This is a genomic window from Bacteroides sp. HPS0048 (genome assembly GCF_964240755.1).
Lineage (GTDB): Bacteria > Bacteroidota > Bacteroidia > Bacteroidales > Bacteroidaceae > Bacteroides > Bacteroides nordii.
The window spans coordinates 1-24,086 of sequence record NZ_CAXSVC010000011.1 but is presented as its reverse complement, the minus strand read 5'-3'; the positions used below and the strand labels follow the sequence as shown (position 1 = coordinate 24,086).

Sequence of the window (24,086 nt, the reverse complement as noted above, 5' to 3'; positions counted from 1 at the left end):
GTGGATAACGCAGTTTGTTCACCGTTTATTGTTTTATAACATGTGTGGGCGCACACAAAATGTAATATCTTGATTATAGGTGAATTGGAATTAATTATTATATTTGCAGTCTATCCGTCTTGCAGGCGGTCAAACTCTTATATAATAAATATGAAAAAATTACTTCTTTTAGTATGCATTGCTTGGACCGGGCAGTGTGTTTCAGTTGTTTCTGCACAGTCATCCTCCAAATCAATCTATAAAAAAGGATGGATTGATTTTAATAAGAATGGTGTGAAAGATATCTTTGAAGACCCTTCACAACCTGTTGAGAAACGAGTAAAAGATTTACTTTCACAGATGACGGTAGAAGAGAAAAGTTGTCAGCTTGCTACACTCTATGGCTTTGGACGCGTTCTGAAAGACTCTTTGCCTACTCCTGCCTGGAAAGAAGCTATCTGGAAAGATGGTATTGCGAATATCGATGAACAACTCAACGGAGTAGGTAGAGGTGCCAAACGGGCGCCTCATCTTATTGTTCCTTTTTCCAATCATGTAAAGGCTATCAATGAAACTCAGCGTTGGTTTATTGAAGAGACCCGTTTGGGTATTCCCGTCGATTTCTCTAATGAGGGTATTCACGGACTTAATCATACAAAAGCAACACCGCTTCCGGCTCCGATAGCGATTGGAAGTACCTGGAATACAGAACTGGTACGTGAAGCGGGAGAAATTGTGGGTAAAGAAGCTCGCGTATTAGGATATACCAATGTATATGCGCCTATTCTTGATGTGGTGCGTGATCCGAGATGGGGGCGTACACTGGAATGTTATGGAGAAGATCCTTATCTTATTGGCGAACTGGGTGTGCAAATGGTAGATGGTATTCAGTCACAGGGAGTGGCAGCTACTCTGAAGCACTTTGCTGTATACAGTAGTCCTAAAGGTGGCCGGGATGGAAACTGCCGGACCGATCCTCATGTTACTCCCCGTGAGTTGCACGAAATTTATCTGTATCCTTTTAAACATGTGATACAACAATCGCATCCGATGGGGGTGATGAGTAGTTATAATGATTGGAATGGAGAGCCGGTGACTTCAAGTTACTATTTCCTGACAAAGTTATTGCGTGAAGAATATGGCTTTGACGGATACGTGGTGAGCGATAGCCAGGCAGTGGAATTTGTGCATACCAAGCATCAGGTAGCCGAAGATTATGACGAAGCTGTACGACAGGTGTTGGAAGCGGGATTGAATGTGCGTACTCATTTTACACCTCCGGCTGATTTCATCTTGCCAATTCGTCGTTTGCTGGCAGAAAACAAGATATCAATGGCAACGATTGACAAGCGTGTAAGTGAAGTGTTGGCAGTGAAGTTTCGTCTGGGGTTGTTTGATGCTCCTTACCGGGATAATCCGAAAGAGGCAGATGAAGTGGCAGGTGCAGACAAGCATTCGGACTTTGTAAAGGAGATGCAACGTCAGTCTTTGGTCTTACTTAAAAACGACGGACAACTGTTACCATTAAATAAGAAAGAGATAAAGAAAGTATTGGTTACCGGACCGTTAGCAGATGAAGATAACTTTATGATTAGCCGCTATGGACCGAATGGTTTGTCAACGATTACTGTACTTCAGGGTATCAAAGATTATTTAAAAGGAGATGTGGAAGTTGTCTACTCAAAGGGGTGTAATATAATAGATAAAGAATGGCCTGCCAGTGAAGTATTGCCGGCAGTGCTTACAGCAGAGGAAGTGGCGGATATGGATAAGGCTGCTTTGGAGGCACAGTCTGCCGACGTGATCATTGCCGTGATGGGTGAAGACGAATACCGGGTAGGAGAGAGCCGCTCTCGTACCTCACTTGAGTTACCAGGGCGTCAACGTGAACTTCTGCAAGCACTGCATGCCACGGGGAAACCGGTAGTATTGGTACTTATCAATGGTCAGCCACTTACTATCAATTGGGAAGATCAGAATTTGCCGGCTATTCTTGAGGCCTGGTTCCCGAGTTTCCAGGGTGGGAAGATTATTGCAGAAACGCTGTTTGGTGATTATAATCCGGGAGGTAAACTGACCGTTACTTTTCCGAAATCTGTTGGACAGATTGAATTAAATTTCCCGTTTAAGAAAGGATCGCATGGTACTCAACCTTCATCCGGCCCCAATGGTAGCGGAAGTACACGGGTACTGGGGGCTTTGTATCCTTTCGGTTATGGACTTAGCTATACAACTTTTGCTTATAGTAATCTTGAAGTGACAGCTCCTGACAAAGGGACACAGGGTGAAGTACAGGTCTCTTTTGATATTACTAACACAGGGAAATATGCAGGAGAGGAAGTGGCGCAGCTTTATGTACGTGATTTGGTTAGTAGTGTAGTGACCTATGATTCGCGTTTGCGTGGTTTCCAACGCGTTTTATTGCAACCCAATGAAACGAAACGTATACATTTCACCCTGAAACCCGCCGATTTGGAACTACTTGACCGGAATATGGAATGGACAGTTGAACCGGGTACATTTGAAGTACGCGTGGGAGCCAGTTCGGAGGATATTCGTCTTAAAAAGAAGTTTACGCTCATCGAGTAATAAAAACGGATGATATAGGATGTGAAAAAACAGCGTCACGAAGATTATGGCAATCTTCGTGACGCTGTTTTTTATTGAGTGTATAAAGTTTTTTAAAGACTCTTTTTCTTTATATGTACTGATGTTTTTTATTAAGTTAGCATACTCCAAATTCTTCTTCTATCTCTTCGGCTGTATCTGTGATACCCAGGAGATAGTTCATCTTTTTCCGTTTATCCAGGTCTGTAAAATAGGTTTCCACTACTTTGTACAAGTCGAAACAAGAAGTTGACCCTGCTGCCATGTCGAGAGACTCTACCATCTTTTCTACAGCCTGATGGATTTTTGCCTTATCAATCAGGTGCAGCTCGTTACTGTGAATTAGATATTTTTCCATAACCGCAATGTTTTTAATGTTTATATTGTTATAACATACCAGCAATGAAGAAAGTTCAGTTCATCGGGGGTAATGTATCACTGGGCAATTGGGTTGATTCATCGGTTTTATATGCGCGACTCTCACCGTTTATTGCGAGGAAAATCAGTGTTTAAACAAAGTTATTAACAGGGTAATCTCTTGATTATCCGAATCTTCTATCGGTTGTTTATACTTTATGAACAATAGTAATGAGTAATGTTGTGAATAACCAGGATAAGCTGTTAATAAAGTTGTTTAAATGGCTGTTATTATACCTTCTTTCAAACGTCTGTTTTTTGTATATCTCAAATACCAGATGCATATCAGTAAGGATACAACTGTTGATATAGGTGGTGCAAATCCCATAATATATAATGAGGAACTGTCTATTTGACTGAACCAGTATGAGAGTGGGATGCGAAACAGGAAAGTGGCTATTAAACTATGAATCATAGGGAATATTGAGTTTCCTTGTCCGCTGAAATAAGAATTGATGCAGAACACGAAACTAACGATGACACAGTCGATACTATATCCCTTCAGATACTCAGCGGCCATTGCTACTACCATAGGGTCTTTGGTGAAAAATACCGTAAGTGTTTCTGGCAGGAATTGCGAATATAGGCAAACTGTTACTCCGAAGATAAGGGCGAACCCTATTCCGGAGAGAAGACATTGATTCATTCTCTGTACAAGTCCGGCTCCATAATTTTGTGCTGTCATCGTTGCTACTGCAGATGATATGGCCATTGGAGGTAACATCGCGAATACGATGATTTTTTCGACAACACCCAGAGATGCTGATGCGATAACCCCCATTTGGTTTACGATAACGGTAATTAATAGAAATGAGGTATTGATGAGGGCATCCTGCAATGCAATGGGAGCCCCCAATGTCAGAACTCTCTTCGATAAACTTCTGTTTAGCCGGATATCACGTCGTGTAAACTCAAAATGAAACCCTTTTCGGTAAAGGAACCAAAGTGCGGTGGCAAAACTGACTCCTTGTGCCGTTACGGTGGCAATGGCTGCTCCGGTAGCTCCAAGATGGAAATATCCGACTAATATAAAGTCGAGAACAATATTGATAACACACGCCAATGCTACGAAATAAAGTGGAGTTTTTGAATCGCCTAAACCACGTAGGATACCACATACAACGTTGTATCCCACAATAAACAGAATGCCGGTTGAGCAGACCAGAATATAACTTTTTGTATCAGACATTGCTTCGGATGGAGTATGCATCCATTCGGCTATCTGACTGTGGTAAAGTGTCATTGTCAGGGTTAGTACAACCCCGATAATTGAGAACAACCACACGGATGATCCGATTGTGGAAGCTACCTGCCGGTTGTCTTTTGAGCCGGTCGCTATAGCGATCAGTACGGTAGTGCCTGTTGTAATGCCGAGGATAATTCCCGTAATGGTTTGCATTACCTGACTGCCGATAGCTACGGCTGCCACACTTGCCGAGTCGTCATATTGACCCACAACAAAAAGATCGGCCCCTCCATAGAGTGCCTGTAGTATATTCGCTATTAGAAAAGGTACTGCAAATTGTAATAGTACTTTAGGTACATTGCCTTGTGTCAGATTTAACTCTTTCATCAAACGTTTTCTTTTTTATGTATAATTCTTTTGTACCAGACCATAATTTCTTCCCGGGTACGTATCCATCTATTATGTGTCCACAACCAGTATGATGGAGCTTTATGTATGGATTGTTCTAGTTTGCTCATAAATAAGTCGGTTACTTCGTAGTCAGCATATTGCTGTATATCGTCTATCATACGACTAATTTTGCATCGGTAATATCCCCTTTTGATGCGCTCCATCTCTGCATAAAAGATGAGTGCGTCCACATGTTTTCCTATTTGTTCGGCACCGGTAACCACCGGGGTTTCCCACTGGAAGAAGTTACTCCAATGGTATTTCCCACTCCATAGTGGTGCCTGATCGGATACAAAAGCGATTATTGCTTTCCGGGAATTTTCTTTTAATTCAATGATTCGTTGGATAGTCTCTTTTATCGTGATACTTTTTCCACCGAATCGATTCCGCAGTTTAAAGAGTATTTTATCAAACACCTTGTTCTTCAAAGGATAATAGATATATCCGTTGACTATCTGTGAGTTTTGCTTATGTACTTTGGTTGCGAGCAGTGATAACCATTCCCAGTTACCATAATGGCTCATATAGAGAAAAGCAAAATTCTTGTTTTCATTTTTTAGTCCATTTAGCATTTCAGGGAGTCCTTCAAAGAGCATGCGTTTACTTATTTCTTTCTCTGAGATGGAGCATAGCTTGATAGTCTCAACAAACTGATCGCATAGAAAGGAATAGAATTCTTTTTCTATGGTAAGAATTTCATGCTTTTCCTTATGAGGAAAAGATATATGAAGGTTATTGCGAACGATTTTTCTCTTGTATTTAATAAGATGATAGAGTAGAACGTAAAGAATGTCGGATATCCGATATAAAACCCAGTAAGGATATCGTATAGCAGATCAGATAGGTCGTTGAGTACAAGATATTCATAATTCTATATATTTAGATGGTTATACATAAAGTTGTGTGGAACAGAATACAGTGTTTTCATCACCACTGTTTGGATAAATACAAAACCTGGTTTCGCTAACTTTGTCTTTTTACTACTTACTATTTCCATATCTTTCAATATTTAATTTTCACTCTGGTTCGTTCTTTGATAAAGAAAGTGCCGGATAAAATGAATGATTTTTCTACCATTCATCTTATCCGGCACTATCGTTGTACATAATGCCCTCCGATGAGGAATTATATGTTTATTCTTGTTTTGCGGTGCAAAGTTGGGCATTGTTTCTGTGACAACCAAATTCCGAAGCACCTTTTTTAGTCTTTTTTAGTGATTACACTTCTACTACTATACTCTGTATCTTGTTTAATGTAGGATACGGAGTATAACAGCACTTGTAAACGACAGAGAAAATTCTCACTTAAACGTACTGCATTTCACCGGGTTTTAAAAGGTCTCTGTGACTGCCAATGAAAAGAAATCCAGAGAGCCACTTACAGAACCGTCTCTTAACCAGGCAATATTACTTCCCCGGAATTCAGTGTCAGGTAATTCGGGAATCTCAGAAAGCATATCCTATTGAGTCATACATACTTTACGTAATATTCTGTCCGAGGTTACCGACAAACCGTGTGTAATACGTAGTCTTAAATCTTTAGGTGTTTAGCATTTGATAAAAATTCAACTTCAATTTCTTCTTCTTTTGAAAGAAGGATTGTGTCAATTTCTAACGGTGTAAACTCAGACAGCCTTTCAATCAATTTGTGCCGATAGTGAATAGCGTCTTGTAAGCTGATAAATTTTTTGTCATAGATTATTGCAATATCAATATCAGAAGGATTCTCTGAGTATAAAACCGATCCAAAAAGGTAATGGTCAAAGTGTTTTTGAGGGGGAATACTTAATTTAATCATCTTTCCTTTTGTGTATAATCAATAAAAGCATTGCCACTATAATGGATAGCTCCAAAGAACTCTCTATAGTTAAATAAACCTACATTCATTGATTTGGCCAATTTTTTGGCTTCATTTGAGTACCGATTATAAAATCCAATTAGGACAATACAATCTATATCATGCAAATTAGAGCTGATTTCAAGTATATCAGCTTCGCCTGCAATGTAGATATCAGCTACTAAAACCTTAATATCTGGTTTATTGTCGGTTCTGTTTATTAGATACATGTTGTTTCCTAAATCAGTAATACATCTTACTGCTGAATGCCCATTCATACCATTCTTAAAAAAGGTTTTACTTGATGGAGCGACTTTTTCTATGTTTTTTTCTCTCATTGAAATATATTTTCAAAGTCAATTGGAAAGGTCGGAACTGTAGAATTTACATCTCCGGAAATTTTATTATACTCAAAACCTGCTCTATGCAATTTAAATTCTATAAATAAACCGAATTCATTATCCCTTAAAAGTTCTTGATTCTGTTCAACTGTTGACTCTATTTTTCTATTATTGGGTAATAACTTTTGTATCGATAGCTTTTCCCACATAAATTCGGTTTCCATCGGCTTCGTTTTCGCATTTTCAGAGTAAGGACCATATTTATCAAATATTGCCTTATTCTCTGCAAATAATAGTCTTAGGTATTTCGCTGCTTCTTTTCGTGAATCAAATTTGGGTGCATGAAAAAGATTTTTGATACTTTCCACATGGTTCTTTTTCCATTGTTTTATAGTATCATTAGGGAATAGCTGTGGGTTTTTGTCAATAGTTGTATGGCAAGTTGGACATAGCAGTATTATATTTTCAAATTCATCTCGCTGACTTATGGGTAAATTATTTTTGCCCCTTGGTCCATTTTCCCTTTGTCCTATAATGTGTGCAAGCTCTTCTATATTTGTTATTTCTCCACTTTCAAAAAATGGGAATAAGTCTGCATGACAATCTGGCTTGCCACAGTAGCCTCCTGAAGAGGCCCATAACTTTCTTTTAACTTCTGTACTTATACTCATATTAAGAAATATGCATAATTTCGAGATTGATGCAATAAGTTATCCAAAGTATATAATATACAGTAAGAATAACATAACACTAATATTCGCAAAAGTAGCAATTATTTGTAAAACAGTCTAATTTAGTTCTATATATCTGTCTTTCTTCTTTTATCGGAGATTTATTGTTCTTGTATGTTGAGTTGGCCGGGGATTCTTCTGTTCTTCATAGCATTGTAGTATTTAAAAGATATGGTACAGTTCCCGTTGGTAGCCGAATGGCTTTTTAAATCGTTGTTCTGTCTGTTGGAACAGAATCTTATGGTGACATATTTGTTCTTTAGAACAATGTAGCTTGTTGGTTTCAGATACTATAAATACTTTACGCATGAATTATGTTCGCAGTTACATACGGTTTGGAGATTTTTCGATTAAATTTTAGTCCCACGATTTATCCACCGATAATATACTTGAAACGGCTATTTTTGCTATCTGCCAAAAAAAAAGAAATCCCTGATAATGTCTAATTATCAGGGATTTGCTTGATTTTTCTTGTTGTTTCAGTGATCCGCCTGGTTCGTGAACCTTGCGGTATATTCTCCTAAAAATCAATATCTTCGGAATTATAAGCTTTGTATCAGTCACGCTTTAGTCCTTAAAAACAGTCCGCTTCTGTCCGGTGTCTGTCTGCTTATATCTTGGGTTCAAAAGTATACATTCTTTTCAAATTACGCAAGTCTTTGATTATTAATATTTCAACTTAGGTGCAAGGTGCAAGCTATATATACATATATATGCTTGCACCTTGCACCTAAACATTATCTTCAATAAATTGCGGATCATGATTAACCCCGTTATTATAGATAATATCTTTTATCCATTCTAAACATGGTAATTTCATATTGACATCTTTAATTGTTTGTGCAAAATTATAAGCAGTTAAGGGTTTGCCATCATCTGACTTCACCTTGATTCCATGTGCATCCTCAAAATTATGAATATGTACATATCGTTTTGATAAATTATTGCTAGCTTGTATATTATCCCAAATTTTGGTATTAATAGCCCAGGCTGCCTTTTTTGTCTTATCGTCCGAGTCATGTATGATATAGTGTTCTATATGAAATGCAGTGAGAATTTCTTGAAAGAAAGGTATATTCATTTTAGAACCTGTATTGAGAACAAATATTTCCTCATCAGGGAAAAAACGAGTCAATAAATCTCTATATACGATTGTTTCTGTATCACCCTCTACTAACAAAACTTTATCTGCATAAAATGCTTCACATATATGAGGATTAAATCTATTTACCATTTGCACCCATTTTTTAGCTTCCTCATCTCTACCAAATAAGTTTTCTCCTACTTGATATGTTTGTGTTTCCTCATTGGTGTTTTTAACGACTCTAATTAATGATGAATGTGGTTGAGATATGTCTATCATCAATGGAGAGTGAGTTGCACAAAGAATTTGGTATGGGCTATTTTTTGACAATTCGTACAAGCTTTGTCGCAATTTGAATGCAATTTTAGGATGCAAAAAGAGTTCAGGCTCTTCAAACAATATTATATATTGCTTTTTGTTTCCCTCATTTTCTCTTTTTAAGAAAGTAAGGAAATTGAATAGAGCTTGTCTTATTACTCCATGCCCATTTTGAAGAAAGGTTTCTTTTCTATCTGTCCCAACTCTTTCCACAGAAATAGAATGATTTTTCTTGAATGCATCTTCTAACTTGATATTCTCTTCTTTTGAAGGTTGAATTTTCAATGTAAGTTCAGTAAAAACTTCTTGGAAATGTTTATTAAGGTCTACATTTAATTTTTCGACTGCTTCAGAACCTGTGATGCGTTCTTGTAGTTTTTTTACTCCATCTATTATGCTTTTAAACTCTTTAGGATATTCTAACCTTACTTTCTTTATAAAGTCATCTTGAATGAGCTTATTCACTTTTTCTTCCAAAGAAGCTTGATCTTCCATTGCATTAATGGCAATTGGAGTCGGAGTATATTTTGTTAGTTTGGTATGCAACCCGCCAAATCCATTTTCGATCCATTTTGCTTCATGTGGAGAATATGTCTCTTTGTCAAAAGTGTAATCTGGCTTTTTCCAAGTTTTTCTTACTTTGACAAGGTTGTTTTGATCAACCCATTTTTCAATCCAATTAGGTTCCTTTTTTTCCTTAAGGTCAGGATCATCGGAATCTTCTTTGTCTAATTCAAATATACCTTCAATGATTATTGGATTTGAGTAATCATAATTGTTAAAATCGTCAATCTTAGCAACTTGTCTTGAATCAATAAAGAATTCATAGGCTCTTAGAAAAGAAGATTTTCCTATGTTATTTTGACCAATTAGGAATATAATATTGGAGTTCGTAAAATCGATAACATTACTTCCTTTTAACCCTCTGAAATTTGATATAATTAGTCTTATAAGCTTCATGTTGTATTTATATAATTTTATTTAGTTCCTCTTCTACCTCTTCAATTGTAGGTAACTTGCTTTTTAGATTATCAGGAAGTAATTCTTTAACATTAAACTCGCTAACTCCAATCGGTGACGAAATATTCTGCAATGCATATTCTACTTCAATCCTATCTTTATCTCGACAAAGTAACATTCCTATAGTGGGATTGTCATATTCTCCTCTTAGTGTGTTATTGATTAGGTTCTGATAGAAGTTTAGCTGTCCCAAGTGTTCCGGTTTGAAATTGCCATTCTTCAACTCTATAACTACATAAGCCCGCAACGGGATATGATAGAACAATAGGTCGCAAAAATATTCTTTGTTGTTCAGGTTCAAACAGTATTGCTCCCCTACAAATGCAAAGCCTTTACCCAGTTCAAGAAGAAACTGGGTGATATGCTTGACAAGTTGCTTTTCAATATCTCGCTCCCGTGCTTTTTGAGATACAGACACGAAATCAAACCAATACGGGTCTTTTACTACTTCCTGCGCCATATCTGCTGTTAGGGCTGGTAAGGTTTGCGAGAAGTTTGTTTGTCCTTGTCCGTAATGCTCATAGAATTGTTGCTTCAACTGATTCTCTAAAACGCTTCTGCTCCAACTGTTAGATAGGGTTTGGTGTGCATAAAATAATGCTTCTTCTACGTTTTGGGCTTTACTAATTATTACCTTTTGATGTCCCCAAGGTATATCGAATATAATTTTATAATTATCAGCCACTTGTAATTGTCCCTCAACTTGGGGGACAATTACATTATTGGATGAAAAGTGTATTTTCTCTGCGTAGAACTCATAGAAGTTCTTACTGTAATATAGGTTCTGACGAGAAAAACCCTGCATATCAGGAAACTCATTTCGCAAGTCTACTGAAAGCTTATTTATTACTTTGTCACCCCAATTCTGTTCTTTCAGCTTTTGAGAAATCATTTGTCCCAACCGCCAATAAAAGTGTATCAACTCTGTATTGGCTGTTTTTATCATTCGTATTTTGGTAGAACGAATTTGCTGTTTGATGGTTTTCAGCCACTCTATGTATTCGCTATCTATTGCGTTAATAGGATAATCCTTCATGTAACTATGTTTTTTGCAAAGGTAAATAAATTTATGATAGTATGTTTTTGAAATACATTCTTTTAGCACGTTTTAGATGAAAGTCATGAAACGTTCTTGAAGTATTTCTCTGAATTAAAAAGTATTGCATTTGTGCCTTATACCGGAAATCTGTATCTATCAATATTATATAATTTGTATCTGTTTCTGTTTTCCTTTTATGCTTTACTTTGCAATATTTTAATTCTCAAATAGATTTAATCATCATGAAGTTGAAATTTGCAAGTAGAATGTCTTATATAAAGGCTTCGGAAATACGAGAAATACTCAAAGTAACAGAACAAGAAGATGTTATTTCATTTGCTGGTGGGCTACCTGCTCCTGAATTATTCCCTATAGATGAAATTAATGAGGTAAACCAGATTGTACTGAAAGAGGCAGGAACAAAAGCTCTTCAATACACTACTACAGAGGGGTACGCACCTTTAAGAGAGTGGATTTCTCAACGGATGAATGACCGTTTAGGAACATCGTTTGATAAAGACAATATTCTTATCACACATGGTTCACAGCAAGGGCTGGATTTATCAGGTAAGGTTTTCTTGGATAATGGCGATATAGTATTATGTGAAAGTCCTACCTACTTGGCAGCAATCAGTGCGTTTAAATCATACGGGTGTAGTTTTGTAGAGATTCCTACGGATGAAGAGGGTATGAATATGGCTGTTTTGGAAGATGTGCTGAATACGACAGAGCATATAAAGCTAATCTATGTTGTACCAACCTTCCAAAATCCAACAGGTAGAACATGGAGCTTGGAAAGACGCAAAAAACTTGCTGAACTATCTGCCCGATATGACATTCCTGTTATTGAAGATAATCCATACGGAGAATTAAGATTTGAGGGAGAAGCTTTGCTCTCTATAAAATCATTTGATAAGGTTGGCAATATTTTGTGTACCGGTAGTTTCTCCAAGATATTCTGTCCTGGTTTCCGGATTGGTTGGATTGCAGGCGATAAAGAGGTTATCCGCAAGTATGTTTTGGTTAAACAGGGTACAGATCTTCAATGTAATACGATGGCTCAAATGACTATTGCCGAATATTTGAAACGATATGATATTGATAAGCATATCGGTAAAATCATAGAGGTATACAGAAAACGCAGAGATATAGCTATGGAATGTATAGAACGCTATTTCCCCCATAACATCAGATATACCTATCCGCAAGGCGGATTATTCACTTGGGTTGAATTACCCGAAGGAATTTCAGCACGTGATATTCTGCAAAAGTGTATAGAACGAAAAATAGCTTTCGTGCCTGGTGGTTCATTCTATCCTGTCGAGCACAAAGAAAATACGTTTAGACTAAATTATTCTAATATGCCAGAGGATCGAATTATAAAAGGGCTTCAAATAATCGGAGAAGTGTTACAGGCATACGTCAGTCCATCAAAGTGATTCTTTGATTATATCGCCTAACCGTTTTAAACGCTCTTCAAGGAGTGGTGTCCATCGTTGCCCGTAACTTAGACGCATACAGTTTGTGTATTGTTCTTGCAATGTAAACATACGTCCGGGGGCTATGCTTATTTTCCGTTGCATAGCTTTATAATAAAGCTCTGTCGTATCAATCCGCTTGTCTAACTCTACCCAAAGCATAAATCCCCCTTGTGGAGTTACAATCTTTGTGTTTTCAGGAAAATGATCCATAATAGAGTGAGCAAAATGAATACTATTTGCACAAAGCTCCCGGCGAAGTTTACGCAAATGATTTTCATATCTGTCATTTTCCATAAAGTTAGCGACAGCTTCCTGATTAAGAGTAGGCGTAGAGATTAGATGTATATTCTTCCGGCGAATAATAGCCTCTTTAAATCTTCCGGGAGCAATCCATCCTACTCGATAGCCCGGAGCCAACGTTTTAGACACAGCTCCACACCACAATACAATTCCTTCTTTATCAAAAGCTTTACAGGGTTTAGGCCGTGAGTTACCAAAGAAAATGTCGCCATACAAATCATCTTCGATTAATGGAATATCATGTTCAGCCAGCATATTGACAATCGCTTTTTTGTGCTCATCAGGCATGCAACTTCCTAACGGATTATTGAAATTACTTATAAGCAGGCAAGCATTAATTTGTGGTAACGCTCTTCTTAGCGCGTCGGGATCAATGCCTGTCAGGGGATTTGTAGGTAGTTCTAAAACACGTAATCCCAAGCTATTGGCAAGTTGTAACATTCCAAAATAAACCGGACTTTCGACGGCAATCGTATCTCCTGCCTTAGTAATTACAGATAAAGCTAAAGCGACGGCATTAGTAACCCCAGCCGTAGTTACTATGTCATCTTCTGTCAAATTACCATTCCAACTATAAGTGAAGCGAGCTACAGCCTTACGCAAGTGAATGTTTCCTTGTGTTTCATCATACCGAGTACCATTACCCGGAAGTGTTTGCATTGCTCTTATTAGTTCCTTATTGAGTTTTGCTATTGGTAGTAAAATATCTTCGGGCATCCCTAAAGAAAAACGGGTAATAGACTTATCCCCAATTTCTAATGAACGATACACTTCAGCTATTAATTCTACAACCTCTTTACTTTCATTTTTCACTGATGGTTGTGTGGTAGCAGGAGCAGATAAACGTATTGGCTTATAATTGACGATATATCCCGATTTTGGACGTGATATTATGTAGCCGTCCTTTTCCAGTTCATAATATGCTTGAATTGCCGTATTTAGACTTACCCCATTTTCATTGCTGATAGTGCGTAAAGAGGGCAATTTCTCACCAACTTTCCACACACCCTTTTTTATCTGCCAAGCAATACTTCTCGCAATTTCTTGATATAAAACTTCCTTTTTCATAATCCACATAATCTGTACCCTGCAAATATACAAAAACTATATCTGTATCTGTTGCTGATTTTGAGTTACTTTTGCAAACTGATTTTAATGCTCTTCTAATATTCTAAATAATAGAAATATAGAGTATTGCATTTAGCCAAATAATATAAACTCATATAATGAAAATGATAGTAAAACAGGTTTCTAATGAACTAATATTGAAGATTAATGCAGAGATAGAAACATCCTGTATAGACTGTGACATATCTTCTGATAAGGCTTTGTATATGATTGATTTCATCAGACCGTTGTTTGAAGAGCTAAGAGAGTATATACACAAATATAACTTTCGGGATAATGAGGAAGAGATAGACTTCTTTAAAAACAGCAAACCGTTAATTTTAAGCAAATTAATATACTACAACGATATTTATACACTTGAATTGAGAAAACCTAATGGTAATAAAGAAGTGGTTAAGGAGTATTACAAGAAAAAACAGACTGCGATAACAGATTTCTGCAATAACAATCTTGATTTTTACCAGTATTATCGTTCCAAAGCGACACATTTAGACCGATACTATTTCCTTAGAGGGCATGAGAACTACAAGTTGTGCCATAATTGTGGGCTATTGGACAAAGATCCTTTGTTTTCTACTTGCTGTGATCATAGAGTAGCCAAGATGTTGGCTTATGATATGCTGGAAATTTACCTGCAACAACGTTTACAAGACGTAGAAAAGATAGAAGTAGTAGAAACTAGTCGGGCTTCTCTTCCCGATAATCCATTTCGATGGACGGGTACTAAGGTCGCTGCCATTGAATTGGGGTATGCCATATATGCTGCCGGAGTGCTAAATAATGGAAATGCTGATATAAAGGAAATAATGACCTATATAGAAGCATCTTTCAAAATAGACTTAGGTGATTACTACCGTACTTATCTCACCATCAGGGAGCGCAAAAGGGATAGAACAGCCTTCCTTAACAGCTTAATAGAAAAACTCCTTCGGAAGATGGACGAAAACGACAATTAACCTCCTTGTAAGGTTCTGCTAATTATTTTCTCTTTTCGCAAGTCCCTCATAAACTACATGGACTTTTGAAAAGAGAAAATATTTTTTGTCTATACATGAATGATAGAATGATGTTTATCTACCTGTCAGTCTTTCAGTCTTACTTTCATACAGCCTTGCAATCTTGACATCTTGCAATCAAGAAATCAAGCTATCAATATTTCAAGAAAACAATACTTCAATGCTGTACTAAAAAACTCATCGGTCGGGGAACGCCCAGCGGCAAGGGGCGGGACCACCCGTCTCGACGAGCGAAGAATATTTGAATAAACAACAGAATTTTATTTAATGCTGAATGGTAATTGGACTAATTTATTCTAAATTACCCATCGTTTGTTTTCTCTACTTCTCTTAATGTTAAAGAATCAACGGTTTTTCCATTATAGGTTGTAGTCAATACTCTACATTGTTTGTTAGCAGGGATATCAACTAATGAGACTTCCTCTAATTCCATTTCAGTAATCATCCTTACACACATTTCGCCATTGTATAATTTACCTTTTATATGATTACATTTGTTATAGCTTTCATTGCATATCGAACAGTGACTTTTTTTGATAATACCACCAACACTTGCAAACATCATCCTGGGGAATAGTGTTTTTTCATAACATTCAAGTTTTCTCATGTATCCATTAGCAGATATGGATTCATATGGGCAGTTTCTAGCGACACTCTCATATGTGACTTGTGCCTTTACTAAATTATTCCAAGCTTCGCTCATATTATCCTCCTTTATATTTATGAGCATTTGCAACTCGTACTGTATTGATTGTAAGGATTACTCAAGACAAAAGGTAAGATTTGCCTCATCATTTAATTCGTGTTCAACATATTTTCTTTTTAATTCAAACAGACAGTTCCTATATGCTTCTAGTGTTTCTATTTCTTCTTTTTGTATTTCGGAAGCAATAGTTATAAATGCTTTTCTTTGGGCAATAGATGCTATTTTATTGAATTCGTTAATTAACAAGTTGATGTTTTTTAATTTATCTTTCATTTCATTGCTTTTATTATTTTGGGTAAGTCTTTTAAACCTTCAGAGTCTCCACTATAACTAATCCTCTTTATTTTTCCCTCTTCCTCTGTTTCGATATAAAAGTCTACTTTAGCTGTCTTTTTACCAAATGAACCTTTGCAAAGATCATAGATATAATTTGATAATACATTTAAAGAGATAGAAACTATTGATGGGTTTTCTGTTACTAGTGAAAGACTAAAAAAAATTGCAGGTAGATAAATATCTGCATTTTTTCTAGTTCGGTAGAGCTCTGTATCAGTTCCTAATACAGTAATATCAAGATTTTCTTGTCTGAAAATCTTGTTTAAATCGAGCATACTATCTGTAAAAACAAAGTCCTCTTTCTGCTTTACCTCTTCGATATTCTCTGGAAAAAAAGTTAATGTACTTGGAAGTTTTAAATTCAACTCTTCAAGCTTAGCTTGTAAGTTAATATCTTCAATTTTATAATCCATCTTTTAGTTTCTTTATTTAAAAACACATTAATGCACTGAAATAGCGTTCAAGCCATTAGCAAAAATACTAATAATATGTATATCATTGTAAATGGCCGTCAATAAAAATCTGATAAAGGGTCTGAAATATTTTGTAAAGTAAGGAGTGAGTTCGGGAAAAATGGAATTTCTAAGTGATGAGTGAGATTAAGTTGAATAACTTCTTTTTCATTGGAAACACGACTTCGGAGTGCTTTTCTAAAAAGGTTCAGAGCTGCTGGGATAAATCTCAGCAGCTCTGAACACACCTTGCTGTTATCTGACGATAACCAATTTCAGTCACCTGAAATTATTTAGCCATATCTAATTTCCGCACCAATAATTCCATATCATTACTGACCTTTACATCAGTAATTCTCGCATAGATTTGGGTAGTTCTAATATTGGTATGCCCTAAGATTTTAGATGCCGTTTCAATCGGTACGCCATTGGCTATCAGTACAGAAGTCGTACACGAATGACGTGCAACATGAAATGTCAAGCTCTTGTTTATCGAGCAAATAGACGCAATTTCTTTCAAGTACTCATTAACTTTTTGGTTACTTATAATCGGTAAAATCATCCCGTTTGGCAACTGGTCTTTATACTTTTCAAGAATAGCTTTGGGTACATCAAGCAATCGAATGTTAGAAGCAACATTGGTTTTGTGGCGCTTGGTCATAATCCAAAGATTGCCATCAAATGCAGTGCGAATGTTTTCTTGGGTAAGTTCGCATACATCAATGTACGAAAGAGCCGTGTAGCAACTGAAAACAAACAAATCCCGTACCTGTTCCAACCTTTTAGAAGCAAACTTCTTGTTGTAGATGGTGGTTATCTCTTCCATCGTAAGATAATCCCTGTCGGTTTGTTCAAACTTAACCCTATAATTCCCGAAAGGGTCAGCAGTAACCAGCCCTGTGTTCTTGGCAAAGTTTATAATCGTGCGGAAACGCTGTATAAACTTCATCGCTGTGTTGTGGCTGCATCCATGATGGTTTTTGATGTACAACAGGAAATTATCAATGAACACGACATTTATCTCTTTGATAAGCATATCCGAAACCGAATACTTAAACTTCATAAACTCGATAAGACGTTTCTTTGTCAGTTCGTAACGTGAATACGTCTTGTCGGTAGTGTTCATCTTTACCTTTTGAAGATATTGCTCGTTGTGCATCTCAAAGAACTCAATTAAGGTTTTACCCCGTTCAATCTTACCTAAAAAGGCGTTTTTTACCCGTTCAGAGGTCACATAACCGTCTTGTTCCAATAGAGCATGGTAATGTTGGTGTACGGTGCTGTGGATGCTGTCTAACATCGAATTGATACTTGCAGCTTCGGCACTTCTACCGGAAGCCTTTCCTGTACTGACATTCCAGTTGGCGGGGTTTATTTCCATTTGTGTGTTGAACTGCGACACAATTTGGTCGATGGTGATACGCGCGATAATTGGCACATTACCGTTTTTCTTCGCTGCATTTCGCTTAACGAAAAATAGTAGCTTGAAAGTAGTCCTCATAATCTCATTTTTTTTGGTTGCAAAATTAATTTTATTGATTGTAAATGAGATATTTGCATGGTAGACAAATGTAGACAGAGGTTAGCCATTTTGGGACATTCCGTGACCTATTTTTCCATGCTTTTGTATTGGTCACGAATTGGTCATAGAAGTGTGTCTTTTCGTGACCTTTTGGTGTCTTTGGTCACGGACATTATACAAAGAAAAAACTCCTGCAATACCTTGATATTGTAGGAGTTGTCTTTTTTAAGTCTTGTTTTGACTTGTCTTTCAGTGATCCGCCTGGGGCTCGAACCCAGGACCCCAACATTAAAAGTGTTGTGCTCTACCTGCTGAGCTAGCGAATCAATCCTTGTTGCAAATCAGTTATTTCCTGATTGCGGGTGCAAAGGTAGTGACTTTTTTTATATTTGCAAGCAAAAACTATAAAAAAGTTTGTACTATTTTTCAATTTCTTCTTCACGTTGCTGATCCTCAGTATATTCCAGATTTGATTCACTTATTCTTTCTCTGTTAATAATGAAACGTTGATAATAAGAGAGCATCAATGTTGTTAGTGGGAGTGCTATAATCATACCTAACATTCCCATCAATGATCCCCAAATAGAAAGTGAGAGTAGAATAATGGCAGGATTTAATCCAGTTATCTTTCCCATAATTTTGGGAACAATAAATGTATCCTGGATAATTTGAACAACTATAAATACAGCTGAGGCCGAAGCAATGATTATCCAGAAATTCTGTCCGGTATCGGCCGCTTTAAGAATGGCTAACATGATCGTAGGCAGGAAACCAATAATCTGAAGATAGGGGACCATGTTTAAAGCACCGATAAATAACCCTAATCCGATAGCCATTGGAAAATCTATAATGAGAAAACCGATACTGAATAATATACCTACACAGAGAGCCACGAGGGCTTGCCCACGGAAATAAGTATTCATACCATTCTGGACATCTTTAATGAGGTTGGTAGTGAAAGTACGATATTTAGCAGGTAGTAAGTGTATCCAGCCTTCGGCAATAGACTCGTAATCCAATAAGATGAACACTACATATAATAGGATGATAAAAGACGCCAGAATACTAAATAAGAAGTTTATAGATTCAGATAACAGCATCCAAAGCTTAGGCACTGTACTCTTTACAGCGTTGACTATATTTTCTTCGCTGAGAATACGGCTCAAGGCATTCATGTCTATATTTTCCTGAATAAAATCGGCAAGGCTTTTCGGCACATTTGAATTGTCGGCTATACCATGGGTGAAGTACATGACCAAAAGATCTTTCACTTTTCCAAATTCTTCTAACAGTGGAGGTACCAGAAAGTAAAAAGCGGTAACTCCAACTACTGTAATGGAGAATAATGCACAAAAGATAGAAAGTACCCGGCTTTTTAAACGTAACCTGTATTGGAAAAGTTTGACTAACGGATAAATCAAATAAGCAATGAGCCATGCCAGAAAGAAAGGTAACAATACTCCGCTCAGCCTTTCAACCAGCATTAATACTCCAACAATAAGAATACAACAGATTGAACCACGTATAAAGCTGTCGAATGTTATTTTCTTCCTTTCCATATTTATTGATTTTTTATCCTTTTTCTTTATCTTCTTCTAAAGCACGCAAATAGCATTCGCGGCACAAGGGTTCATACTCGGCTGTTTCTCCCAACATTACTTGCTTGTCGTTTTTTACAGTTCGATGTGAAAAGGAAGCCAATTGGCCGCACTTAACACAAATGGCGTGTACTTTTGAAACTTCATCGGCTATGGCACACAGTCCGGGCATTGGGCCAAAAGGATTACCCTTAAAATCCATATCCAGTCCGGCAATGATTACTCTTATCCCATTATTTGCCAGTTGATTACATACATCGATCAGACTGCTGTCGAAAAACTGTGCTTCATCTATACCTACTACATCAATCTCAGATGTGAATAATAATATACTGGCTGACGAATCAATAGGAGTAGAGGAGATTGCGTTACTGTCATGTGAAACGACATCGGCTTCAGAATAGCGCACATCAATAGAAGGTTTGAAAATTTCTACACGTTGGCGAGCAAACTTAGCACGTTTGAGACGACGTATCAACTCCTCTGTTTTTCCCGAAAACATGGAGCCGCAAATAACTTCTATTCTTCCTCTTCTTCTAGTTTCCTGTATGTGATCTTCTGAAAATAATACCATGATTTAGTGTGTTATATTTGGTTGCAAAAATAACACTTTTGTTCGCTTTCTGATGTTTTTTCATTATTTATTTCTACATTTGCGGCATCTACAAAAAGGTAAACAAGAAGGCTATGCAAGCACTATTGACCAACATAGAACTGGATATTCAGGAGTTAAAGTACCTGATGAAGGCTTTCGAACGTGAGCCTAATGGGACCTTACGCGAAGTGTTGAAGCGGAATATTCTGCAAATGCGTGACCGGTTGGACCAGATGTTGACAGAGCTGGATACTGTACAGAAACCTGTTGAAGGAGAGAGTATTCAACCCATTCTAACAGAAAAAGAGATAGAGGAAACTATTCTCGAAGAGGTGGAAGAAGAAAAAGAGACTTTACAAGTAGTAGAATCTCAATCACAAATAGAGGTGCAGGAGACAATAAAAAATGTTTCTGCAGGATCTATATTGGGAGAGCGTATCAGACCAGTGACGGACTTACGGCGATCTATTAGTTTGAATGATTCTTTCCGTTTTTCACGTGAATTATTTAATGGTGATAGTGAACAGATGAATCGGGTTATAGAGCAGATCTCTGAGATGAGTTCTTTGGATACTGCCATTGCTTTTCTGTATTCAAAGGTAAATGTTGATGAAGAGAATGAGGCTATGATTGATTTCCAGGAACTTCTCAAAAAGTATTTTAATTAATCGGATAATGAATATGGGAAAATTATACGTAGTACCCACGCCGGTAGGAAATCTGGAGGATATGACTTTTCGGGCTATCCGGATACTGAAGGAGGTTGATCTCATTCTGGCTGAGGATACACGTACTTCCGGAATATTGCTGAAACATTTTGAAATAAAGAATGCAATGCAATCTCACCACAAGTTTAATGAACATAAAACGGTGGAGAGCGTTGTTAATAGAATAAAGGCTGGTGAAACGGTGGCTTTGATTTCGGATGCTGGTACGCCTGGTATCTCTGATCCGGGATTTCTTGTAGTACGCGAATGTGTGCGTAATGGCATTGAAGTACAATGTTTACCTGGTGCAACAGCTTTTGTTCCGGCATTGGTGGCTTCAGGATTGCCCAACGAGAAGTTTTGTTTTGAAGGCTTTCTTCCCCAGAAAAAGGGGCGTATGACGAAGCTGAAGTCTCTGGTAGAGGAACGCCGTACGATGGTATTTTATGAATCTCCCCATCGTTTGTTGAAAACATTGACGCAGTTTGCGGAATATTTTGGTCCGGAACGTCAGGCCAGTGTGTCCCGGGAGATTTCTAAAGTCCATGAAGAGACTGTTCGGGGTAATTTGACTGAACTAATCGAGCATTTTACCGAGACTGATCCTCGTGGCGAGATAGTAATTGTAATTGCAGGAATAGACGATTAAATAACTTCATTTAAAAAACGTAAAAACGTAAACGTATGAAAAAGTTAGCAGTTTTAATTGTATGCGCAGCCATGTTGGCTTCGTGTGATGGTTTTAAAGGTGGTAGTAAAGACCTTAAAGCTGAAAATGATTCTTTATTGATAGAACTGACACAGCGTAATGCCGAATTGGACGAAATGATGGGAACATTCAATGAAATTCAGGAAGGTTTCCGCCAGATAAACGATGCTGAGAGCCGTGTAGACTTGCAACGTGGCACAATAACAGAAAATTCATCATCTGCAAAACAGCAGATTGCTTCTGATATTGAATTCATCACTAAACAAATGGAAGAGAACAAAGCTCAGATTGCTAAATTGCAGGCTATGTTGAAGAGTAGTAAGAACAATTCTGCTCAGCTGAAGAAAGCGGTTGAGTCTTTAACTCAGGAGTTGGTTGCTAAACAACAACGTATCGAAGAATTGCAGGCTGAACTTGCTTCTAAAAATATCCGTATTCAGGAATTGGATGCTGCTGTTAGTGGCCTTGCTGCTGATAAAGAGTCTCTTGCTGCTGAAAATGAAGCGAAAGCTAAGACTGTGGCAGAACAGGATAAAGCAATCAACGCTGCATGGTTTGTATTTGGAACGAAATCAGAATTGAAGTCTCAAAAGATTCTTCAAAGTGGTGATGTATTGAAAAATGCAGATTTCAATAAAGATTATTTTACTCAGATTGATATCCGTACTACTAAAGAAATTAAATTGTATTCAAAACGTGCAGAGTTATTAACTACTCATCCTGCCGGTTCTTATGAATTGGTAAAAGACGATAAGGGACAACTGACTTTGAAGATTACAAATCCAAAAGAATTTTGGAGTGTATCCAGATATTTAGTTATCCAGGTTAAATAATGAAGTATAAAAATCTCTTTTTTGATTTAGACGATACACTTTGGGCATTTTCGGCAAATGCACGTGATACATTCGAAGAGATGTATTATAAGTATAAGCTGGATGCTTTCTTTGATTCCTTTGAGCATTTCTATTCGCTTTATCAACGGCGTAATATAGAATTGTGGATGGAATATGGTAACGGTCAAATCACCAAAGAGGAACTCAATCGTCAGCGCTTTCTGTATCCTCTTGCGGCAGTGGGCGCTGGCGATTTTGCTTTAGCGAAAGCATATTCGGATGACTTTTTTGCTGTTATCCCAACTAAAAGACGGTTGATGCCTCATGCGAAGGAGGTACTTGATAATTTGGCTTCGCGTTATAATCTTTATATTTTGTCCAATGGCTTTCGGGAGCTTCAATACCGTAAAATGTGTTCCGGGGGAATTGAATCTTATTTTAAAAAAGTAATTCTTTCAGATGACATTGGGCTTTTGAAACCAGCTTCGCAGATCTTTCATTTTGCACTTTCGGCTACTCAATCAGAGTTGCGTGAATCATTGATGATCGGGGATAGTTGGGAGGCCGATATCGTAGGAGCCAATGGGGTAGGGATGCACCAGGCCTTTTACAATGTTTCCGGTCGCACCGAATTTCCTTTCCAGCCCACTTATCAACTGAAAGACCTGAAAGATTTGTTGGAAATATTGTAGTATTTATAGATAAGTCGTACTTTTGCGTTGAAAAATAACGTATAAAGATACAACTGTTATGGAAACTCTTTTGCCTTTTGCTTTACTGTGTTTTACCTCCTTTTTTACGTTGACAAATCCTTTGGGTACGATGCCTGTATTTCTGACGATGACACATGGAATGACGGATAAAGAGCGGCGTGCAATTGTGCGGCGTGCCACGATTGTATCTTTTCTTACCCTTATGGTCTTTGTGTTTGCAGGGCAACTCCTTTTTAAATTTTTCGGTATCTCTACCAATGGATTCCGTATTGCTGGTGGGGTCATTATTTTTAAGATTGGTTTTGATATGTTGCAGGCGCGTTATACGCCTATGAAATTGAAAGACGAAGAGATTAAAACTTATGCCGATGATATTTCGATTACCCCTTTAGCTATTCCGATGTTGTGTGGACCGGGTGCCATTGCCAATGCCATTGTGCTGATGGAGGATTCTCACACTATCGAAATGAAAAGTGTCCTGATAGGGATGATTGCATTGATTTACTTTATTACTTTTCTCATTCTTCGTGCTTCAACCCGGTTGGTTAAAGTTTTAGGTGAAACGGGCAATAATGTAATGATGCGTTTAATGGGACTTATCCTGATGGTGATTGCTGTGGAGTGTTTTGTCAGTGGATTAAGACCTATTTTAGTCGGGATATTGAAAGAAGGAATGATGTAGGGAATTGCATTGTTGTTAAGATCATCCGATGGATGCATGATTGTCAAAAAAGTAATTACAAGATTTTTTTAAGGAGAGATGTGAGGCAGGATTAGAATGTTTTTCCTTATGTAATCTCTTGATTTATAGCGCATACAGACCTCTTGCTTAAAGGCAGGTAAGAGTGTACATTTATGCGAGTGTTAATTGTACACTTTTGCCACACTATATTGTACACTCTTGGGGTTCTTCTTCAATTTAGTTGAAAAGAGCTGTCTTATAATCCAATTTCCATAAATTAACGATCTATGAATTTAAAGA

24 protein-coding genes and 1 tRNA gene are annotated in these 24,086 nt (G+C 37.4%); 8 read left to right on the top strand and 17 right to left on the bottom strand.

The annotated features are described in order from the left end of the window. Window positions 1-150 precede the first annotated feature (150 nt). Window positions 151-2,568, top strand: coding sequence for a glycoside hydrolase family 3 N-terminal domain-containing protein (locus tag ACESQI_RS10755; RefSeq protein WP_373126043.1), 2,418 nt, complete (start codon window positions 151-153; stop codon window positions 2,566-2,568). A gap of 136 nt (window positions 2,569-2,704) precedes the next feature. Here ACESQI_RS10755 and ACESQI_RS10750 read toward each other — a convergent pair whose 3' ends face one another. From ACESQI_RS10750 to ACESQI_RS10710, 9 genes are all read right to left on the bottom strand, one after another. After that, window positions 2,705-2,944 carry a hypothetical protein gene (locus ACESQI_RS10750; protein ID WP_195348885.1) on the bottom strand — a complete coding sequence of 80 codons (240 nt, stop codon included), beginning with the start codon at window positions 2,942-2,944 and terminating at the stop codon, window positions 2,705-2,707. 276 nt (window positions 2,945-3,220) lie between these two features. Continuing rightward, entirely contained in the window at window positions 3,221-4,576 is a 1,356-nt protein-coding gene (locus ACESQI_RS10745) for an MATE family efflux transporter (RefSeq protein ID WP_002559184.1), read from the bottom strand. Beyond that, window positions 4,576-5,403, bottom strand: a complete 828-nt coding sequence (locus ACESQI_RS10740; protein WP_373126094.1) for a lysophospholipid acyltransferase family protein — start codon at window positions 5,401-5,403, stop codon at window positions 4,576-4,578. The genes ACESQI_RS10745 and ACESQI_RS10740 overlap by 1 nt, the downstream gene beginning before the upstream one ends. Before the next feature lie 566 nt (window positions 5,404-5,969). Further along, window positions 5,970-6,095, bottom strand: a complete 126-nt coding sequence (locus tag ACESQI_RS10735; protein ID WP_255346502.1) for a hypothetical protein — start codon at window positions 6,093-6,095, stop codon at window positions 5,970-5,972. A 74-nt stretch (window positions 6,096-6,169) separates the two neighbouring features. After that, window positions 6,170-6,436, bottom strand: coding sequence for a nucleotidyltransferase domain-containing protein (locus ACESQI_RS10730; protein ID WP_002559187.1), 267 nt, complete (start codon window positions 6,434-6,436; stop codon window positions 6,170-6,172). Then, entirely contained in the window at window positions 6,433-6,813 is a 381-nt protein-coding gene (locus tag ACESQI_RS10725) for a hypothetical protein (RefSeq protein WP_007483884.1), read from the bottom strand. The genes ACESQI_RS10730 and ACESQI_RS10725 overlap by 4 nt, the downstream gene beginning before the upstream one ends. Further along, complete coding sequence (locus ACESQI_RS10720) at window positions 6,810-7,487, bottom strand: HNH endonuclease (RefSeq protein ID WP_007483885.1); 678 nt, start codon at window positions 7,485-7,487, stop codon at window positions 6,810-6,812. Before ACESQI_RS10720 ends, ACESQI_RS10725 begins: the two co-directional genes overlap by 4 nt. A gap of 790 nt (window positions 7,488-8,277) precedes the next feature. Continuing rightward, on the bottom strand, window positions 8,278-9,909 hold the full coding sequence (locus tag ACESQI_RS10715; RefSeq protein WP_195660459.1) for an ATP-dependent endonuclease: 1,632 nt from the start codon (window positions 9,907-9,909) through the stop codon (window positions 8,278-8,280). A 7-nt stretch (window positions 9,910-9,916) separates the two neighbouring features. Beyond that, on the bottom strand, window positions 9,917-11,005 hold the full coding sequence (locus tag ACESQI_RS10710; RefSeq protein WP_195660458.1) for a YhcG family protein: 1,089 nt from the start codon (window positions 11,003-11,005) through the stop codon (window positions 9,917-9,919). 245 nt (window positions 11,006-11,250) lie between these two features. On the opposite strand from ACESQI_RS10710, the gene ACESQI_RS10705 reads away from it, so the two are divergent. Further along, a complete protein-coding gene (locus ACESQI_RS10705) occupies window positions 11,251-12,447 on the top strand; it encodes a PLP-dependent aminotransferase family protein (protein ID WP_195660457.1) in 1,197 nt (398 codons plus the stop codon). On the opposite strand, the gene ACESQI_RS10700 is transcribed toward ACESQI_RS10705, so the two are convergent. Then, window positions 12,439-13,857, bottom strand: coding sequence for a PLP-dependent aminotransferase family protein (locus ACESQI_RS10700; protein ID WP_195660456.1), 1,419 nt, complete (start codon window positions 13,855-13,857; stop codon window positions 12,439-12,441). The two genes, ACESQI_RS10705 and ACESQI_RS10700, sit on opposite strands and share 9 nt — an antisense overlap. Window positions 13,858-14,015: 158 nt before the next feature. On the opposite strand from ACESQI_RS10700, the gene ACESQI_RS10695 reads away from it, so the two are divergent. Continuing rightward, window positions 14,016-14,873, top strand: a complete 858-nt coding sequence (locus ACESQI_RS10695) for an RteC domain-containing protein (RefSeq protein ID WP_229127623.1) — start codon at window positions 14,016-14,018, stop codon at window positions 14,871-14,873. 361 nt (window positions 14,874-15,234) lie between these two features. Here ACESQI_RS10695 and ACESQI_RS10690 read toward each other — a convergent pair whose 3' ends face one another. The 7 genes from ACESQI_RS10690 to ACESQI_RS10660 all read right to left on the bottom strand — a co-directional run bounded on the left by ACESQI_RS10690 (window position 15,235) and on the right by ACESQI_RS10660 (window position 20,121). Then, entirely contained in the window at window positions 15,235-15,636 is a 402-nt protein-coding gene (locus ACESQI_RS10690) for an HK97 family phage prohead protease (RefSeq protein ID WP_373126039.1), read from the bottom strand. 57 nt (window positions 15,637-15,693) lie between these two features. Then, entirely contained in the window at window positions 15,694-15,912 is a 219-nt protein-coding gene (locus ACESQI_RS10685; protein ID WP_373126038.1) for a hypothetical protein, read from the bottom strand. Beyond that, complete coding sequence (locus ACESQI_RS10680; protein ID WP_195660454.1) at window positions 15,909-16,388, bottom strand: hypothetical protein; 480 nt, start codon at window positions 16,386-16,388, stop codon at window positions 15,909-15,911. The genes ACESQI_RS10685 and ACESQI_RS10680 overlap by 4 nt, the downstream gene beginning before the upstream one ends. A gap of 328 nt (window positions 16,389-16,716) precedes the next feature. After that, the gene (locus tag ACESQI_RS10675; RefSeq protein WP_195660453.1) at window positions 16,717-17,928 is read right to left on the bottom strand and encodes a site-specific integrase; all 1,212 of its coding nucleotides are present in this window, start codon (window positions 17,926-17,928) and stop codon (window positions 16,717-16,719) included. A 274-nt stretch (window positions 17,929-18,202) separates the two neighbouring features. Further along, window positions 18,203-18,275 (bottom strand) — tRNA-Lys (locus ACESQI_RS10670). A 93-nt stretch (window positions 18,276-18,368) separates the two neighbouring features. Then, a complete protein-coding gene (locus ACESQI_RS10665; RefSeq protein WP_025867977.1) occupies window positions 18,369-19,508 on the bottom strand; it encodes an AI-2E family transporter in 1,140 nt (379 codons plus the stop codon). A 13-nt stretch (window positions 19,509-19,521) separates the two neighbouring features. After that, entirely contained in the window at window positions 19,522-20,121 is a 600-nt protein-coding gene (locus ACESQI_RS10660; protein ID WP_002559191.1) for a thymidine kinase, read from the bottom strand. 113 nt (window positions 20,122-20,234) lie between these two features. On the opposite strand from ACESQI_RS10660, the gene ACESQI_RS10655 reads away from it, so the two are divergent. Genes ACESQI_RS10655 through ACESQI_RS10635 form a run of 5 tightly spaced genes read left to right on the top strand, consistent with a single transcriptional unit; the run spans window position 20,235 to window position 23,786 of the window. Next, on the top strand, window positions 20,235-20,810 hold the full coding sequence (locus ACESQI_RS10655; RefSeq protein ID WP_002559192.1) for a hypothetical protein: 576 nt from the start codon (window positions 20,235-20,237) through the stop codon (window positions 20,808-20,810). Between the two features lie 13 nt (window positions 20,811-20,823). Further along, the gene (gene rsmI / locus ACESQI_RS10650) at window positions 20,824-21,498 is read left to right on the top strand and encodes a 16S rRNA (cytidine(1402)-2'-O)-methyltransferase (RefSeq protein ID WP_044095025.1); all 675 of its coding nucleotides are present in this window, start codon (window positions 20,824-20,826) and stop codon (window positions 21,496-21,498) included. A 35-nt stretch (window positions 21,499-21,533) separates the two neighbouring features. After that, window positions 21,534-22,391, top strand: a complete 858-nt coding sequence (locus ACESQI_RS10645; RefSeq protein WP_007483952.1) for a hypothetical protein — start codon at window positions 21,534-21,536, stop codon at window positions 22,389-22,391. After that, on the top strand, window positions 22,391-23,083 hold the full coding sequence (locus ACESQI_RS10640) for a YjjG family noncanonical pyrimidine nucleotidase (RefSeq protein ID WP_007483954.1): 693 nt from the start codon (window positions 22,391-22,393) through the stop codon (window positions 23,081-23,083). The genes ACESQI_RS10645 and ACESQI_RS10640 overlap by 1 nt, the downstream gene beginning before the upstream one ends. 58 nt (window positions 23,084-23,141) lie before the next feature. Continuing rightward, the gene (locus ACESQI_RS10635) at window positions 23,142-23,786 is read left to right on the top strand and encodes a MarC family protein (RefSeq protein WP_002559196.1); all 645 of its coding nucleotides are present in this window, start codon (window positions 23,142-23,144) and stop codon (window positions 23,784-23,786) included. The last annotated feature ends 300 nt before the right edge of the window (window positions 23,787-24,086 follow it).

Bases quoted from the DNA above. Each gene is read 5' to 3' on its own strand.
- ACESQI_RS10755 (WP_373126043.1), top strand. From the start codon at position 151: ATGAAAAAATTACTTCTTTTAGTATGCATTGCTTGGACCGGGCAGTGT.
- ACESQI_RS10750 (WP_195348885.1), bottom strand. From the start codon at position 2,944: ATGGAAAAATATCTAATTCACAGTAACGAGCTGCACCTGATTGATAAG.
- ACESQI_RS10745 (WP_002559184.1), bottom strand. From the start codon at position 4,576: ATGAAAGAGTTAAATCTGACACAAGGCAATGTACCTAAAGTACTATTA.
- ACESQI_RS10735 (WP_255346502.1), bottom strand. From the start codon at position 6,095: ATGCTTTCTGAGATTCCCGAATTACCTGACACTGAATTCCGGGGAAGT.
- ACESQI_RS10730 (WP_002559187.1), bottom strand. From the start codon at position 6,436: ATGATTAAATTAAGTATTCCCCCTCAAAAACACTTTGACCATTACCTT.
- ACESQI_RS10725 (WP_007483884.1), bottom strand. From the start codon at position 6,813: ATGAGAGAAAAAAACATAGAAAAAGTCGCTCCATCAAGTAAAACCTTT.
- ACESQI_RS10720 (WP_007483885.1), bottom strand. From the start codon at position 7,487: ATGAGTATAAGTACAGAAGTTAAAAGAAAGTTATGGGCCTCTTCAGGA.
- ACESQI_RS10715 (WP_195660459.1), bottom strand. From the start codon at position 9,909: ATGAAGCTTATAAGACTAATTATATCAAATTTCAGAGGGTTAAAAGGA.
- ACESQI_RS10710 (WP_195660458.1), bottom strand. From the start codon at position 11,005: ATGAAGGATTATCCTATTAACGCAATAGATAGCGAATACATAGAGTGG.
- ACESQI_RS10705 (WP_195660457.1), top strand. From the start codon at position 11,251: ATGAAGTTGAAATTTGCAAGTAGAATGTCTTATATAAAGGCTTCGGAA.
- ACESQI_RS10700 (WP_195660456.1), bottom strand. From the start codon at position 13,857: ATGAAAAAGGAAGTTTTATATCAAGAAATTGCGAGAAGTATTGCTTGG.
- ACESQI_RS10695 (WP_229127623.1), top strand. From the start codon at position 14,016: ATGAAAATGATAGTAAAACAGGTTTCTAATGAACTAATATTGAAGATT.
- ACESQI_RS10690 (WP_373126039.1), bottom strand. From the start codon at position 15,636: ATGAGCGAAGCTTGGAATAATTTAGTAAAGGCACAAGTCACATATGAG.
- ACESQI_RS10685 (WP_373126038.1), bottom strand. From the start codon at position 15,912: ATGAAAGATAAATTAAAAAACATCAACTTGTTAATTAACGAATTCAAT.
- ACESQI_RS10680 (WP_195660454.1), bottom strand. From the start codon at position 16,388: ATGGATTATAAAATTGAAGATATTAACTTACAAGCTAAGCTTGAAGAG.
- ACESQI_RS10675 (WP_195660453.1), bottom strand. From the start codon at position 17,928: ATGAGGACTACTTTCAAGCTACTATTTTTCGTTAAGCGAAATGCAGCG.
- ACESQI_RS10665 (WP_025867977.1), bottom strand. From the start codon at position 19,508: ATGGAAAGGAAGAAAATAACATTCGACAGCTTTATACGTGGTTCAATC.
- ACESQI_RS10660 (WP_002559191.1), bottom strand. From the start codon at position 20,121: ATGGTATTATTTTCAGAAGATCACATACAGGAAACTAGAAGAAGAGGA.
- ACESQI_RS10655 (WP_002559192.1), top strand. From the start codon at position 20,235: ATGCAAGCACTATTGACCAACATAGAACTGGATATTCAGGAGTTAAAG.
- rsmI (WP_044095025.1), top strand. From the start codon at position 20,824: ATGGGAAAATTATACGTAGTACCCACGCCGGTAGGAAATCTGGAGGAT.
- ACESQI_RS10645 (WP_007483952.1), top strand. From the start codon at position 21,534: ATGAAAAAGTTAGCAGTTTTAATTGTATGCGCAGCCATGTTGGCTTCG.
- ACESQI_RS10640 (WP_007483954.1), top strand. From the start codon at position 22,391: ATGAAGTATAAAAATCTCTTTTTTGATTTAGACGATACACTTTGGGCA.
- ACESQI_RS10635 (WP_002559196.1), top strand. From the start codon at position 23,142: ATGGAAACTCTTTTGCCTTTTGCTTTACTGTGTTTTACCTCCTTTTTT.